The organism is Kitasatospora sp. UYEF31, from assembly GCF_057291755.1.
Map to the genome: position 1 here is coordinate 26,797 of NZ_JBXAWK010000024.1, position 14,658 is coordinate 41,454.

Here is a 14,658-nt window from a genome sequence, read left to right on the forward strand (position 1 = left end):
GGTGAGTCCGGAGGCGGGGACGGTGGCTGGGAACGGTGACCTGAGCGCACTGCTCGACGAAGCGCAGGTGTCCCGGCGGGAGCTCGCCCGCTGGATCAACGTGTTGGCCGAACGACGCGGCTGGCATCTGGGGTGCAGTCACACCTCAGTAGCCCGGTGGCTGGACGGCGCGCAACCCCGGTGGCCCATCCCCGACCTCCTCGTCGAGGTCCTGGGCCGCAAACTCGGCTGCGAACTGTCCGTCACCGACCTGGGGCTGAAGGACCACCGTCCCCCGGAGCCGGACCCGTTCGACGGATTGAGTGTCGCCCGGACCACGAAAGACATCACAAGTTCCGTGGCCGAGCTGTCGGGGAGAGACATGAACCGCCGAAACTTCCTCCTCGGATCGACGTTCAGCGCAGCGGCGTTCTCCACGCCCGCGCTGTTCTGGTCGACCGCCATGGGGGCAGAAGACGAACGGGAGCCCGTGTCCCACACAGGCCCCGGCAAAGTGCGCGACACAGATGTGGAACGCATCAACCAGACCGTGCTCGCCTTCCGCAGACTCGACCGCGCCCAGGGCGGCGGCGAACTCCGCGACACGGTGATCAACCACCTGCACGGGGTCGCCCGCGCGAAACTGGGCGGCAGCTACGGCGAGGACGTCGGCCGGAGGCTCTACCGCGCCGTCGCCGAGCTCACCGAACTCGCCGGCTGGCTGTCCTTCGACTCGGGCCGCCACGCCCTCGCGCAGCGCTACCACATCCAGGCCCTGCGGCTGTCCCAGGCCGCCGACGACCGGGCGTACGGCGCATACGTACTGGCGAACATGGCCTGCCAGGCGGGCTACCTCAACCACGGCTGGGAGGCCGTGCAACTGGCCCGCGCCGCCCAGCAGGGCACCCGCGGCGCGCTGACCCCCCGGGGCATGGCGATCGTGCTCGCCATGGAGGCCCGCGGGCACGCGGCGGTCGGCGACGAGAAGGCCTGCGCGGGCGCGCTGCTCGCAGCCGAGCGCTACCTCGACCAGGCCGGCAGTGTGGAGGACCCGGTCTGGTGCCGGTACTTCGACCGGTCCGAAATGGCCCACGAGATCGCGCACTGCAACCGCGACCTGAACAAGCCCAAGGAGACCCACCAGTTCGCGGACGAAGCGATAAAGGAGCGGGCCGACGGCTTCACCCGGCGCTGCGCGCAGGACACCACCTTCATGGCGGCTGCCTTCCTTGAGGAGCGCGAACTGGAGGCGGCCTGCCAGAAGGCCACCGACGCGCTGCACATCGCCAGCGGCCTCAGCTCCCAGCAGTGCACCGACTTCCTCAAGGACTTCCGTGAGCGCCTCAAGCCGTTCGAGGGCGAACGCCGGGTGATCGAGTTCAGCGCGGAGGCCGACGAGCTGATGGCGGCCATGGTGGCGTGAGCACGGTGGCGTGAGCACGGTGCCGTGAGTGGCGTGAGCACAGTGGCGGAAAGCGGACAGGGCCCCGGAGAATGTCGTCAACGACACTGTGCGGGGCCCTGCCGGATGAAATCCGTACTGAATTCTTCAGCGTGGTGACAGGAGCTCTTCCAGCTCCTCCTCGCGCTCCGGCGCGGCCACGAACAGCAGCTCGTCACCGCCTTCGAGCGAGTCGTCCTTGCTCGGCACCAGGACCCGGCCCTCACGGATGATCGTGACCAGCGCGGTGTCCTCCGGCCAGGCCACGTCCCCGACCCGGGTGCCGACCAGCGTGGCGTCCTGCGGGAGGGTCATCTCCACGAGGTTCGCGCCGCCCTGGCTGAAGCGCAGCAGCCGGACCAGATCGCCGACGCTCACCGCCTCCTCGACCAGTGCGGACATCAGCCTCGGTGTGGACACGGCCACATCCACGCCCCACGCCTCGCTGAACAGCCACTCGTTCTTCGGGTTGTTCACCCGGGCCACCGTGCGCGGCACGCCGTACTCAGTCTTGGCGAGCAGCGACACCACCAGGTTGACCTTGTCGTCACCCGTCGCGGCGATCACGACGTTGCAGCGCTGCAGCGCGGCCTCGTCGAGCGACGCGATCTCACAGGCGTCCGCGAGCAGCCATTCGGCCTGCGGCACGCTCTCCACCTTGATGGCAGCGGCCTGCTTGTCGATCAGCAGGATCTCGTGCCCGTTCTCCAGCAGCTCGGCGGCGATGGACCGTCCCACCTGGCCGGCGCCCGCGATTGCGACCCGCATCAGTTCTCCTCCGGGGCCTTCTCGAACGCCGCCTCGACGGCGGCCACATCCGCCTGGAGCATGGCCACATGCACCAGGTCGCCTTCTTGCAGGACGGAGTCCGCGGAAGGCAGCATCCCCTCACCCATCCGGGTGAGGAAGGCCACGCGCGCGCCGGACGCCTCCTCCAGGCGGGACAGTCGCTGTCCGACCCAGGCCGGGTTCACGTGGACCTCGGCCAGTTGCACGGTCCCACTGGGGTCCCGCCACATCGGCTCGGCCCCGCTGGGCAGCAGCCGGCGAAGCATCTGGTCCGCGGTCCACCGCACGGTGGCGACCGTGGGGATGCCGAGGCGCTGGTAGACCTCGGCCCGGCGCGGGTCGTAGATCCGGGCGACGACGTTCTCCACACCGAAGGTCTCGCGGGCCACCCGGGCCGCGATGATGTTGGAGTTGTCACCGCTGGACACCGCCGCGAAGGCGCCGGCCTCCGCGATGCCCGCCTGGCGCAGGGTGCTCTGGTCGAATCCGACCCCGGTGATCCGGCGGCCGGAGAAATGCGGGCCCAGACGTCGGAACGACGCCGTGTCCTGGTCGATGATGGCGACCGAGTGGCCCAGTTCCTCCAGGGTCTGGGCCAGCGTGGATCCCACGCGCCCGCACCCCATGATGACGATGTGCACGGCCGTCCTTCCGGCTTCTTTCCGCTGATGCTGTGTCCACCCGGGGAAGCTCTGCCCGCTGCGGCTGCCGCAGCGGGCTCCGGATCCCAGCCGAAAATCCTGGTGACCCGGTCGGAGGAAACAATCTCCGCCGGTTGCAACAGGGTGGTACCTGATCGGTCGCCCGTATCCACGCGGCAATCGGTGGAGTCGTTGTTCTCCGAGTGTTCCGGCGTGTTCCCGGGTAATCCGGTGTGCTCCCGAGTATGCCGGGTGGTCCCCGTCGTCCCGACGGCCGACCAGCGCACGACGTTACACGTGGCCCGACGGGGTGGCGGCCGTACCCCGGTAAATCGCAGGGCCTACCATCGCCTGCGTGTCAAGACTGACCGATCTATCCAAACGCATTCTTGTCGGCCGAGCGCTCCGCAGTGACAAACTCGGCGAGACTCTGCTGCCCAAGCGCATCGCGCTGCCCGTTTTCGCCTCCGACGCCCTGTCCTCCGTGGCCTACGCCCCGGACGAGATCCTGCTGACCCTGTCCATGGCAGGTCTGGCGACGTACCACTTCTCCTGGAAGATCGGTCTCTGCGTCGTCATCGTCATGCTGACGGTCGTGGCGTCCTACCGGCAGAACGTGCACGCCTACCCCAGCGGCGGCGGTGACTACGAGGTCGCGACCAAGAACCTCGGCGGCACCGCGGGCCTGACCGTGGGCGCCGCGCTTCTGGTCGACTACGTGCTGACCGTGGCCGTGTCGATCTCCTCCGGCGTGGCCAACATCTCCTCGGCGGTACCGGCGCTGGCCTCGCACAAGGTGATCATCGCGGTGGGTCTCGTCCTGCTGCTGATGGCCATGAACCTGCGGGGCGTACGGGAGTCGGGCTCGCTGTTCGCCATCCCCACGTACGCCTTCATGATGGCCATCGTCGGCATGACCCTGTTCGGGCTGGTCCGGTACTTCACCGGCGCTGAGATGCAGTCGGAAAGCTCCGGGTTCGGCATCGAGTCCGAAGGTTCGTTCGAGGGCCTCGCGCTGGTGTTCCTGCTCCTGCGGACGTTCTCCTCCGGTTGTGCCGCGCTCACCGGTGTCGAGGCGATCAGCAACGGCGTGCCGGCGTTCCGCAAACCCAAGAGCACCAACGCCGCGACGACGCTGCTGCTCATGGGCGTCCTGTCGGTGACGATGCTGATGGGCATGCTGGCCCTGGCCAACATCACCAAGGTGCACTTCGCCGAGGACCCGGTGAAACAGATCACCGGTGCCCCGGCCGGCTACGAGCAGAAGACCGTGGTCGCTCAGGTGGCCGACGCAGTCTTCGGCGGCACCTGGGCGCACCCGTTCTTCTACGTCGTGCTGGCCGTCACCGGCCTGATCCTGGTGCTGGCCGCCAACACCGCCTTCAACGGCTTCCCGGTGCTCGGCTCGATCCTCGCGCAGGACCGCTACCTGCCCCGTCAGCTGCACACCCGCGGCGACCGGCTGGCCTTCTCCAACGGCATCATCCTGCTGGCCGGCTTCGCGATCGTGCTGATCGTGGCCTTCCAGGCCGAACCGACCAAGCTGATCCAGCTGTACGTGGTCGGCGTCTTCGTGTCCTTCACGCTCAGCCAGGCCGGCATGATCATCCACTGGACCAGGCTGCTGAAGACCGAAGAGGACAGCAGGACCCGCGGCCGGATGACGCGCAGTCGCGCGATCAACGCACTCGGCCTGTGCATGACCGGCTCGGTGCTGGTCGTCGTCCTGGTCACCAAGTTCCTCCAAGGCGCGTGGATCGCCATCGCCGCCATGGCGGTGCTGTTCCTGATGATGAAGGCCATCCGCCGGCACTACGACCGGGTCTCCATCGAACTGACGGCCGACCCGGACGAGGACATGAAGCTGCCCTCCCGGGTGCACTCCATCGTCCTGGTCTCCAAGGTGCACAAGCCGACCCTGCGGGCCGTCGCGTACGCCAGGGCCACCCGCCCCAACGTGCTCGAAGCGGTCACCGTCAGCGTCGACCCGGCCGACACCGCAGCGATCAACCAGCAGTGGCAGGACCACGGGATCGACGTACCGCTGAAGGTCCTGGACTCGCCGTACCGCGAGATCACCCGGCCGATCATCGACTACGTGAAGAGCGTGCGCCGCTCCAGCCCGCGGGACATCGTCACGGTCTACATCCCGGAATACGTCGTCGGGCACTGGTACGAGCAGATCCTGCACAACCAGAGCGCACTGCGGCTCAAGGGCCGGCTGCTGTTCATGCCCGGCGTCATGGTGGTGTCGGTGCCGTGGCAGCTGGTGTCCTCGGAGCGCCTCAAGAAGGGCAAGACCTGGAACGCCCCGGGCTCGGTCCGCCGCGGCGACCCGGCGCAGTCCGCGAAGGGCGGCGACACCAAGCCGCTGCTGCGCAAGGGCGGCCCCGGAGACTCGGAGAAGTAAGCCGATATCAGGCCGCCGGGCAGGTCTTCACGCACCACGCTGAAGACCCGGCCGGCGGTTTTTTCCGTCCCGTACGACGTCCTCTTCACCGGCCGCGGAGATCCCGGCCCGGCGGGCACGACCCACAGATGGCCGTACGCTGGAACCCACATCTATAACTTCACGTTTTCGTATGTTTTCAGTCTGAGGAGTTCCGTGACCCAGTCCGCAGCCGCCACCGCCCCCGAGACCTCGCTGGTCGGCGAGCGCTACGAGGTGGAGATCGGCCCCGTCGCGCACGGCGGCCACTGCGTCGCCCGGCACGACGGGCGGGTGATCTTCGTCCGGCACGGCCTGCCCGGCGAGCTCGCGATCGTCAAGATCACTGACGGCGGGTCCACGTCGAAGTTCCTGCGCGGCGACGTCGTCGAGGTCCTCAAGGCCTCCGAGGACCGCGTCCCGGTCCCGTGCGAGTTCGCGGGCCCCGGCCTGTGCGGCGGTTGCGACTGGCAGCACGCCACCCCGGCGGCCCAGCGCCGCCTCAAGGCCGCGGTCGTCACCGAGCAGATGCAGCGCCTGGCGAAGATCGACCTCACGGTCGAGGTCGAGTCCGTGCCCGTCGAGCCCGGCGTGCCCGAAGGCCTCGGCTGGCGCACCAGGGTCCAGTTCGCGATCGAGCCGGTCAGCGGAAAGGCGGGGCTGCGCAAGCACCGCTCGCACGACGTCCAGGTGATCGACCGCTGCCTGATCGCCTACGACGGCATCGAAGAGCTCGGCATCGAATCCCGCACGTGGGAGGGCGTCGCCGAACTCGACGCCATCGCCTCCTCGGGCTCGTCCGACCGCGCCGTGGTGCTCACCCCGGCGGGCATGCGCCGCCGCAACCCGCGGGCTGTCATCGAAGACGGCGAAGCCCCCGAGCAGGTGAACCCCAAGGTGCCCGCGAAGACGAAGGCACCGGCCAAGGCGGGGACGAAGACTGAGGCCAAGGTCGAGGGCGCACCCGTGCCCGAGACCGGCCGGATGCCCATCGTCGAGCTGAACGAGCCCGTCTCGGTCTTCCGCACGGACGCCAACGGCGGCGTGCAGAAGGTCCACGGCCGCCCCGGCGTCCGCGAGACCGCCGCGGGCCGCACCTTCCGGGTGGGCGCGGGCGGGTTCTGGCAGGTCCACCCGGCCGCGGCCGACACCCTCTCCCAGGCCGTGCTCAAGGCCCTGCAGCCGCAGGAGGGCGACACCGCCCTCGACCTGTACTGCGGTGTCGGCCTGTTCGCCGGCGCCATCGCCGACCGGATCGGCGACAAGGGCCGGGTGCTCGGCATCGAGACCTCCAAGCAGGCCGTCGAAGACGCCGTGCACAACCTGCGCGATGTCACCACGGCCCGCTTCGAAGCCGGCCGTGTCGACCGCGTGCTCGGCCGCAAGGGCTTCCTGCCCAGCGCCGACATCGTTGTCCTCGACCCGCCCCGCGCGGGCGCCGGCAAGGACGTCGTCGAAGGCATCGCGAAGCTCGCCCCGCGCCGCATCGCGTACGTCGCGTGCGACCCGGCCTCGCTGGCCCGCGACGTGGCCTACTTCGCGAAGTACGGCTACAAACTGCGCTCGCTGCGGGCCTTCGACCTGTTCCCGAACACCCAGCACGTCGAGTGCGTCGCACTGCTCGTGCCGGTGAACCCGGAGGCGACCGCCAAGCGCGCCGCAGCCTCCAAGGCAGCCGCGCAGGCGGCCAAGGACGCCAAGAAGAAGGCCAAGCGCCCGGCCAAGGGTGGTCCGAGCGGCCCGAGCCACACTCCGTCGTACGCCGCGATCCGGGCGACGCACCGCTAGGAAGACAGCTGGAAGCCCCGCACGCCTTTCCGGTGTGCGGGGCTTTTTCGCGGTCCGGCTATCTGCGGTCCGGCTTTTTGCGGTCCAGCTTTTTTGCGGTCCAGCTTTTTTGCGGGCGGGGTCTTTTCGCGTGCTGGGCATTCTTTGCGTGCTGAGAATTTTCGGGCGTACGGAACGACTGAAAGCCACGTCGGTCACGCTCGTTCATACGTTCTGGGGACAACTCGCCGGCCGGTTCACCCGGGGGAGTGGTGTGCCCCCGAGTTGTCCACAGACGGCCGGAAACCGGATGGGAGAGCCCCGGCGCGGGTGCACCGTGGACCGCAGGCGAAGCGCAGGACGGGCCTGCGCCCTCCACGGACACCCGGGGGTTCCACCATGCATCCCGTACACCTGAGAACAAGCCCCACCGACCCGAATTCCACCGGGCTGCGCGGTCCCGGGCCGCTGCGCGACCTCGACGACGAGCTGGCCACCGTGGACTCCGCGGAACGCGCGCTGCCCGTGCTGGCCAGGGCCCTGTGGATGATCGAAGACGTCGTACGGGAGCGCAACCGGCGCGCGACGGCTGAATTCTGCCTGTGCCAGGTCGCCGCAGATGTCGGCGCGGCCCGCGAGCTGCTCCGCGCAGCCGCCGGGCGGGCCGGTGCCGGGGCCGAAGTCGCGCCGGGCCCGCCGTTGCCGCAGGATCCGGCGCACATCCCGGTCGGCGACGCCGCCAGGATTCTGGGCCGGGTAGTCCGGCTGCTGCACCGCGTCGCGCGCGGCGGGCTGGCGGGTGACACCGAACCGTTGCCCGCAGACGCGGGGGCAGACTGCACCCGGGCCTGCGGGCTCGCCTTCCGGGCGATGGCCCGGCTGCGGGCCCGTCAGGACGAATCCGTCTGGCTGGCCGCCGCTGGGGCCGCCGGGCGCACCGGCGTCACGGTGTTCCACGACGAGTGCCCCGAACACCGGGCCGGCCCGGGGCCCGCCGGCACCCGGGTCAGCGGGTGCGGCGCGGCGGTCCGCCGAGATGTGCGGCAGCGCCTGGCAGGGCGGGCCGGGTCCACCGGAGAGCACCCGGACGACGGGCCGTCGGCCCAGGTCATCCCCCTCGACCTGGCCCGCGCCCGCCGCCGGGCCCGTTCCGGGTCAGCCCGGTCCGGCGGTCCATCCGGCGACGGACCGGACCGGGCCTGCTGAAGTGCCCCGGCGCGGTGGAGGCTGCGGGTCGCCCACCGCGCCGGAGGATGCCCCGCGCCGGAAACTCCATGGCATCCGGACAAAACCGGAAGGCATACTCGACAGGTGTTCCTGACGATCTCAACCACCCGAGAACCGGCCACCGATCTAGGCTTCCTGCTGCACAAGCACCCGGACAAGCACCAGCGGTTCAGCACCGCGTACGGCGACGCGCACGTCTTCTACCCCGAAGCGTCCGAAGACCACTGTACGGCGGCACTGCTCCTCGACGTCGACCCCGTCGCGCTCGTGCGAGGCAAGGGCGGCAGAGGCAAGCGGCCGCACGGTGGCACCCAGGGAACCCTTGAGCAGTACGTCAACGACCGCCCCTACGCGGCGGGTTCGATCATGGCCGTCGCGCTCGGCGCGACCTTCCGCACGGCGCTGCGTGGACGCTGCGAACTGCGCCCTGAACTGGCGCAGACCGCGCTCCCGTTGGAGATCCGCATCCCGGCGCTGGCCGCGCGCGGCGGGGCCGACCTGGTCAACAGCCTGTTCGAACCGCTCGGCTGGCAGGTCGAAGCCGTGCCCGCGGTCCTCGACGAGCGCTTCCCGGAGTGGGGCGAATCGCGTTACGTCAGCCTCACCCTGCGCGGTGAACTGCGGCTCGCCGACGCCCTCAACCACCTCTACGTCCTGCTCCCGGTCCTCGACGGCGGCAAGCACTACTGGGTCGCACCCGACGAGGTCGACAAGCTGGTCCGCGCCGGCGAAGGCTGGCTGGCCGCCCACCCGTCCAGGGCGCTGATCGCGCGCCGCTACCTGGCGCGCTCCCACGCCATGTCCCGGCTCGCCCTGGAGCAGCTGGAACAGGCCGCCCTGGAACGGCTCGCCGACAGCGACGACACCCCGGTCGAGAACCTCGACAACGCAGTGGCCGAGGAAGTCGGCGAGACCGTGCCGACCCCCGAAGCCGAGCGCAAGCGGACCCTCGCCCAGCAGCGCCGCGACGCCATCATCGATGCTCTGCGCACCGCCGGGGCCAGCCGCGTACTCGACCTCGGCTGCGGCGAAGGCGCCCTGATCCACGACCTGCTGAAGGACAGTCACTTCACGTACATCGCCGGTGCCGACGTGTCCGCCCGCGCGCTCCAGTACGCCTCGCGGCGGCTGAAACTCGACGGCATGCCCGAACGGCAGCGCGCGCGGGTGCACCTCTTCCAAGGGGCGCTCACGTACACCGACCCCCGGTTCAAGGGCTTCGACGCCGCGGTGCTCAGTGAGGTCATCGAGCACCTCGACGAGCCGCGGCTGCCCGCGCTCGCGTACACCGTCTTCGGCTCGGCGAAGCCGCGGACGGTGATCGTCTCGACACCCAACGTCGAGTACAACGTGCGCTGGGAGACCCTGCCCGCCGGGGACGTCCGGCACAGCGACCACCGGTTCGAGTGGACCCGTGGGCAGTTCCGTACCTGGGCTGACGACATCGCGGCCACCTACGGCTACGCGGTCACCTACGTGCCCGTGGGCGACGACGACCCCGAAGTCGGCCCGCCGACCCAGCTGGCCGTGTTCGCCCGTACCGAGACCGATGAAGTAATAGACAAGGCAACGGCATGACCGACGACAAACGCACCCTCCCGGTCCCGGACCTGTCCCTCGTCGTCCTCATCGGGGCGTCCGGCTCCGGCAAGTCCACCTTCGCGCGCAAGCACTTCCCGCCCACGCAGGTCCTGTCCTCCGACACCTGCCGCGGCCTGGTCAGCGACGACGAGAACGACCAGACCGCGACCAGTGACGCCTTCGACGTACTCCACTACATTGCGGGCAAGCGCCTGGCCGCCGGCCGCATCGCCGTCGTCGACGCGACCAACGTGCAGATCGAGTCCCGCCGCCAGCTGGTCCAGCTCGCCCGCGAGCACGACGTACTCCCCGTCGCGATCGTCCTCGACATGCCCGAGGGCGTCTGCCGCGAGCGCAACGAAGCACGCGACGACCGCAACTTCCCGCACCATGTGATCAGCCGTCACCGACGGGACCTCAAAAGGTCGTTGCGCGGGCTCCAGCGTGAGGGCTTCCGGAGAGTGCACGTGCTCACCACCGTCGAGGAGGTCGAGAACGCCGTCGTCACGACGGAGAAGCGCTTCAACGACCTCACCCACCTCGCCGGTCCGTTCGACATCATCGGCGACATCCACGGCTGCGCGTCCGAACTACGCACGCTGCTCGGCCGGTTGGGCTATGAGATCGCGTACGACGAGAACGGCCGGGCCGTCGACGCCGTCCACCCCGACGGGCGGCAGGCCGTCTTCGTCGGCGACCTGGTCGACCGCGGCCCGGACTCGCCCGGTGTGCTGCGCCTGGTCATGGGCATGGTCGGCGCGGGGCACGCACTGTGCGTGCCCGGCAACCACGAGAACAAATTGCTGAAGCACCTCAACGGCAAGAAAGTGCAGTTCAAGCACGGCCTCCAGGAGACCGTCGACCAACTCGCCCTGGAGTCAGAGGAGTTCATCACCGAGGTCAAGGCGTTCTGCCACGACCTCGTCAGCCACTACGTGCTCGACGGAGGCAAGCTGGTCGTCGCGCACGCCGGGCTCATCGAGAAGTACCACGGCCGTACGTCAGGCCGGGTACGGTCCTTCGCGTTGTACGGCGACACCGCCGGCGAGACCGACGAGTACGGCCTGCCGGTGCGCTACCCGTGGGCCGACGAATACCGCGGCCGGGCGATGGTCGTGTACGGCCACACCCCGACCACCCAGGCGACCTTCATCAACAACACCGTCTGCCTGGACACCGGCTGTGTCTTCGGCGGCGAACTCACCGCGCTCCGCTACCCGGAGAAGGAGTTCGTCACCGTCGGGGCCGAGCAGGTCTGGTACGAGCCGGTCAAGCCGCTCGCGGCCGCGGCCCCGGGCGCACGGGACGGCCGTACGCTCGACATCGCCGACGTCCTGGACATCTCCACGGGGCCGGCCGGGGGGCCCGGGGGTCGTCCCCCGGAGGGAATCAGTACCGGCCGACGGCACATCCAGACCTCGCACGGCTCCACCGTCACCATCAGAGGCGAGAACGCAGCCGCCGCGCTCGAAGTGATGTCCCGCTTCGCCGTCGACCCGCGCTGGCTCACGCACCTGCCGCCGACCATGTCGCCGTGTGCGACGGCGAAGCGGGACGGCTACCTCGAATACCCGACCGAGGCGTTCGCGTACTACCGCGACGAGAAGGTCACGCAGGTGGTCTGCGAGGAGAAGCACATGGGCTCGCGGGCCAATGTGCTCGTGTGCCGCGACGCCGACGTCGCCGCGGAGCGCTTCGGCGTCACCGACGGGACGACCGGCGTGGTCGTCACGCGTACCGGCCGCCCGTTCTTCGACAGGCCCGCACTCACCGAAGAGCTCCTGGGCAAGGTCAGAGTCGCAGCCGACAAGGCCGCACTGTGGGACGAACTGGCCACCGACTGGCTGCTGCTGGACGCCGAGCTGATGCCGTGGTCGGCAAAGGCTGTGGACCTGCTGAAGAACCAGTACGCCGCGGTGGGCGCTGCCGCGCGCACGGTCCTGCCCGCCGCCGCCGCATCGCTCGCCGCGGCTTCGGCCCGCGGCATCGACGTCGGTGATCTTTTGGACCGCACCACCGCCAGGGTCACCAACGCCGAAGCGTTCGATGCCGCGTACGGCCGCTACTGTTGGCCGGTCGACGGCCTGGCCGGAGTCAAGCTCGCCCCGTTCCAGATCCTCGCCGTCCAGGGCCGCAACCTCGCGGTGCGCGCGCACAGTGAGCACCTCGCGTGGATCGACTCGCTCATCGCGCAGGACTCCGACATCTTCACCGCCACCCGGCGGCTCGTCGTCGACATCACCGACGAGGCGCAGGTTGCGGCGGCCTGCGAGTGGTGGGAGGAGATGACCGGCACCGGTGGCGAAGGCATGGTCGTCAAACCGCTCGCGTCCTATGTGAAGGGCGGAAAGTTCCTGGTCCAGCCCGGTATCAAGGTGCGCGGCCGGGAGTACCTCCGGATCATCTACGGTCCGGACTACACCGAGCCGGAGAACCTGGTCCGGCTGCGCGAGCGCGGCCTGAACCACAAGCGGTCGCTGGCCCAGCGGGAGTACGCGCTCGGCCTGGAGTCCCTGGACCGTCTGGCGGCCGGGGAGCCGTTGTGGCGTGTCCACGAGGCGGTGTTCGGGGTGCTCGCCCTGGAGTCGGAGCCGGTGGACCCGCGATTGTAGGGGCTTCACGGGGGAACCAGACCCGGTCTTGAGTGGAACGTCATGCCCACCGGTGACGTTCCACTCAAGACCGACCCGGCTTCCCTAGAATCGCGGCCATGCAGATCGCCCAGCTGACCGACGACGCCGTGCGGCTACTCGACCGGGGCCCCCGGGTGATCCTCGGCCTCGCCGGACCCCCCGCCGCCGGCAAGTCCACCCTCGCCGTCGCACTCGTCGCCGCGGTCAACAAGCGGCTCGTCAACACGCGGCTCACCAACGGGGCAGCCGCCGCGTACGTCCCCCTCGACGGCTTCCACCTCTCCAACCTCCAGCTCGACCGCCTCGGCCTGACCGCCCGCAAAGGCTCCGAGCCGAGCTTCGACGTGTGGGGCTACGCCGCCCTGCTCCGCCGCATCGCCACTGCGCCGGACGGCACTGCTCCGGACGGCACTGCTTCAGACGGCACTGCTCCGGACGGCACCGGCCCGGACGGCACCGGCCCGGACCACGACATCTACGCGCCCGACTACGACCGCACCCTGCACGAGCCGGTCGCCGCCCGGCACCTGATCGCGCCGACCGCCCGCCTGATCGTCACCGAGGGCAACTACCTCGCCGACGACGGCCCCGGCTGGACCGCGGCCAGGAAGCACATCGACGAGCTCTGGTACGTCGAGGTTCCGGACCCCGTACGCGACGAACGCCTGCTCGACCGCCAGCGCGCCGGTGGCCGTACCGCTGACGAAGCCCGCGCCTGGCTGGACACCAACGACGGGCCCAACGGCGAGTACGTGAAGCGGTCGCGCGGGAACTGCTCGCGTGTGATCCGCCTCAAAGAGTCATGACCACCCTCCAGCGGGCATGATGTGAGCAACCGAGACCCCCACGCGGAGGCCCCACACATGGCGTTCCATGTCGCATCGGAGACCGGCAGACTCAAGCAGGTCATCCTCCACCGGCCGGACCTGGAGCTCAAAAGGCTCACTCCGACCAACAAGGACGAACTTCTCTTCGACGACGTCCTGTGGGTCAAGCGGGCCCGCGAGGAGCACGACGCGTTCGCCGACGTCCTGCGGGACGCGGGCGTGAAAGTCCACCTCTTCGCCGACCTGCTCCAGCAGACCCTGGAAATCGATCAGGCCCGTACGCTCGTACTCGACCGGGTCTTCGACGAGCGGACCTACGGACACCTCGCGGTCGACGGCCTCCGGTCGGCGTTCGAGTCGATGGATACCGGAGACCTGGCCCGCAACCTGATCGGCGGTATGACCAAGCGCGAGTTCCTGGAGCGCGCTCCGGAGCCGCACAGCATGGCCTTCCACGTCCTGGGCATCGACGAGTTCCTGCTGAACCCGCTGACGAACCACATCTTCACCCGCGACACTTCGTGCTGGGTCTACGGCGGCGTCGCGGTCAACGCGATGCGCAAGATGGCCCGGCGCCGGGAGAGCGTGCACTTCGAGGCGGTCTACAAGCACCACCCGATGTTTCGTGGAAAGCAGAGCGCGGAGCCGGAGTTCCACGTCTGGAACGAAGGCCAGGCCAGCTTCCCCGCCACGATGGAGGGCGGTGACGTCCTGGTCATCGGCAACGGGGCAGTGCTGGTGGGGATGAGCGAGCGGACTACCCCGCAAGGCGTCGAATCCCTGGCCCGCAAGCTGTTCGCGGCGGGCGCCGCCGAGCGCATCGTGGCCCTCGACATGCCGAAGGCGCGGGCCTTCATGCACCTCGACACCGTCATGACGATGCTCGACGGGGAGACCTTCACCAAGTACGCCGGGCTCGGCATGCTCCCCTCGTACACGATCGAACCGGGCGGCGACCCGGACGACCTCAAGATCAGTGACCACCCGGCCGAGGACATGCACAAGGCGATCGCCCGCGCGCTCGACCTGGACGACATCAAGGTGCTCACCGCCACCCAGGACATCCGTAGCGCCGAACGCGAGCAGTGGGACGACGGGTGCAACGTCCTGGCCGTCGAACCAGGCGTCGTCGTCGCCTACGAACGCAACGTGACGACCAATACGTTCCTGCGCCGCAACGGGATCGAGGTCATCACCATCCGGGGCAGCGAACTGGGCCGGGGGCGTGGTGGGCCGCGCTGCATGAGCTGTCCGGTGGAGCGCGAAGCAGTGTCGGGGTAACTCGGTGGGCGGCGGCAAAAACCGCCCCGTACGCTGGCTCCTTTCCAGCTCGACCAAAACAGCT

The 14,658-nt window shown here is 69.5% G+C and carries 10 protein-coding genes; 8 read left to right on the forward strand and 2 right to left on the reverse strand.

What is annotated here, in order from left to right:
• The first annotated feature begins 22 nt into the window (after window positions 1-22).
• Window positions 23-1,402, forward strand: a complete 1,380-nt coding sequence (locus tag AC0Z36_RS14485) for an NsdA family TPR-like regulatory protein (protein WP_485463258.1) — start codon at window positions 23-25, stop codon at window positions 1,400-1,402.
• Window positions 1,403-1,528: 126 nt separating this feature from the next.
• Here AC0Z36_RS14485 and AC0Z36_RS14490 read toward each other — a convergent pair whose 3' ends face one another.
• Both AC0Z36_RS14490 and AC0Z36_RS14495 read right to left on the reverse strand, forming a co-directional pair.
• Window positions 1,529-2,188, reverse strand: coding sequence for a potassium channel family protein (locus AC0Z36_RS14490; protein ID WP_485463259.1), 660 nt, complete (start codon window positions 2,186-2,188; stop codon window positions 1,529-1,531).
• A complete protein-coding gene (locus AC0Z36_RS14495) occupies window positions 2,188-2,850 on the reverse strand; it encodes a potassium channel family protein (RefSeq protein ID WP_485463260.1) in 663 nt (220 codons plus the stop codon). The genes AC0Z36_RS14490 and AC0Z36_RS14495 overlap by 1 nt, the downstream gene beginning before the upstream one ends.
• A 355-nt stretch (window positions 2,851-3,205) precedes the next feature.
• Here AC0Z36_RS14495 and AC0Z36_RS14500 point away from each other — a divergent pair, with 355 nt between their 5' ends.
• From AC0Z36_RS14500 to AC0Z36_RS14530, 7 genes are all read left to right on the forward strand, one after another.
• Window positions 3,206-5,260 carry an APC family permease gene (locus AC0Z36_RS14500; RefSeq protein WP_485463261.1) on the forward strand — a complete coding sequence of 685 codons (2,055 nt, stop codon included), beginning with the start codon at window positions 3,206-3,208 and terminating at the stop codon, window positions 5,258-5,260.
• 195 nt (window positions 5,261-5,455) lie between these two features.
• Window positions 5,456-7,066 (forward strand): class I SAM-dependent RNA methyltransferase, encoded by a 1,611-nt coding sequence (locus AC0Z36_RS14505; protein ID WP_485463262.1) that lies wholly within the window; start codon window positions 5,456-5,458, stop codon window positions 7,064-7,066.
• Between the two features lie 378 nt (window positions 7,067-7,444).
• Window positions 7,445-8,251, forward strand: a complete 807-nt coding sequence (locus AC0Z36_RS14510) for a hypothetical protein (RefSeq protein WP_485463263.1) — start codon at window positions 7,445-7,447, stop codon at window positions 8,249-8,251.
• Between the two features lie 105 nt (window positions 8,252-8,356).
• Window positions 8,357-9,850: a 3' terminal RNA ribose 2'-O-methyltransferase Hen1 gene (locus AC0Z36_RS14515; protein WP_485463264.1), complete on the forward strand. Its 1,494-nt coding sequence runs from the start codon at window positions 8,357-8,359 to the stop codon at window positions 9,848-9,850.
• Window positions 9,847-12,465 (forward strand): polynucleotide kinase-phosphatase, encoded by a 2,619-nt coding sequence (locus tag AC0Z36_RS14520; protein ID WP_485463265.1) that lies wholly within the window; start codon window positions 9,847-9,849, stop codon window positions 12,463-12,465. The genes AC0Z36_RS14515 and AC0Z36_RS14520 overlap by 4 nt, the downstream gene beginning before the upstream one ends.
• Window positions 12,466-12,563: 98 nt before the next feature.
• Window positions 12,564-13,292, forward strand: coding sequence for a nucleoside/nucleotide kinase family protein (locus AC0Z36_RS14525; RefSeq protein WP_485463266.1), 729 nt, complete (start codon window positions 12,564-12,566; stop codon window positions 13,290-13,292).
• 57 nt (window positions 13,293-13,349) lie between these two features.
• Window positions 13,350-14,594 carry an arginine deiminase gene (locus AC0Z36_RS14530; RefSeq protein WP_485463267.1) on the forward strand — a complete coding sequence of 415 codons (1,245 nt, stop codon included), beginning with the start codon at window positions 13,350-13,352 and terminating at the stop codon, window positions 14,592-14,594.
• The last annotated feature ends 64 nt before the right edge of the window (window positions 14,595-14,658 follow it).

Coding starts and splice junctions, on each gene's coding strand:
- AC0Z36_RS14520 (WP_485463265.1), top strand. CDS start 9,847: ATGACCGACGACAAACGCACCCTCCCGGTCCCGGACCTGTCCCTCGTC.
- AC0Z36_RS14530 (WP_485463267.1), top strand. CDS start 13,350: ATGGCGTTCCATGTCGCATCGGAGACCGGCAGACTCAAGCAGGTCATC.
- AC0Z36_RS14490 (WP_485463259.1), bottom strand. CDS start 2,188: ATGCGGGTCGCAATCGCGGGCGCCGGCCAGGTGGGACGGTCCATCGCC.
- AC0Z36_RS14525 (WP_485463266.1), top strand. CDS start 12,564: ATGCAGATCGCCCAGCTGACCGACGACGCCGTGCGGCTACTCGACCGG.
- AC0Z36_RS14510 (WP_485463263.1), top strand. CDS start 7,445: ATGCATCCCGTACACCTGAGAACAAGCCCCACCGACCCGAATTCCACC.